We start from the raw sequence: 652 nt of genomic DNA, 5'->3' as shown, positions 1-652 counted from the left end.
AGCACATTTTTTTTGTATTCGGGCAATTCGTCGAGAAACAGGACCCCGTTATGGGCCAGGCTGACCTCGCCGGGCCGGGGAACATGACCGCCACCGATCAGCCCGGCGTCCGAGATGGTGTGGTGGGGAGAGCGAAACGGCCGCTGGGTAACCAGTGGTCGGGTGCGGTTGAGCATCCCGACCACGCTGAAAATTTTGGTGGTTTCGATGGCTTCGGCAAAGGACATGGGGGGCAAGATCGTGGGGATTCGACGGGCCAGCATGGTTTTCCCAGATCCGGGCGGCCCCACCATCAGAACATTGTGGCCACCAGCGGCGGCGATTTCCAGGGCCCGTTTGGCATCCTCCTGGCCCATCACTTCGGCAAAATCGGCGCCGCTGGGATCCGGCGCGTTAAACATCGACTCAAGATCGGTCCTCTGCGGCAGGATCGGTTGGATCCCTTTTAAAAAATCGACCACCTGCCCCAAGGTATGAGCGGGATAGACGGCGAGCTTTTCGACCACCGCCGCTTCCTTGCCGTTGTCGGCCGGAACGATGATGCCGCTGTATCCCGCCTCCCGGGCAGCGATGGCCATGGGCAGGGAACCGTTGACCGCCTTGATGCGCCCATCAAGAGAAAGCTCACCCAGAATGAGATAGCCAGACAGGG

1 protein-coding gene is annotated in these 652 nt (G+C 60.6%); it reads right to left on the bottom strand.

Translation table 11 applies throughout. From position 1 onward, the window contains the following. Positions 1 to 652: ATP-binding protein (locus ACQY6F_RS18965; protein ID WP_428776678.1), on the bottom strand; the 652-nt coding region annotated here is incomplete at both ends.

Origin of the sequence: Vibrio sp., assembly GCF_050299255.1 — a bacterium.
Classification (GTDB): domain Bacteria; phylum Pseudomonadota; class Gammaproteobacteria; order Enterobacterales; family Vibrionaceae; genus Vibrio.
This window is presented reverse-complemented; position numbering and strand designations above follow the sequence as displayed.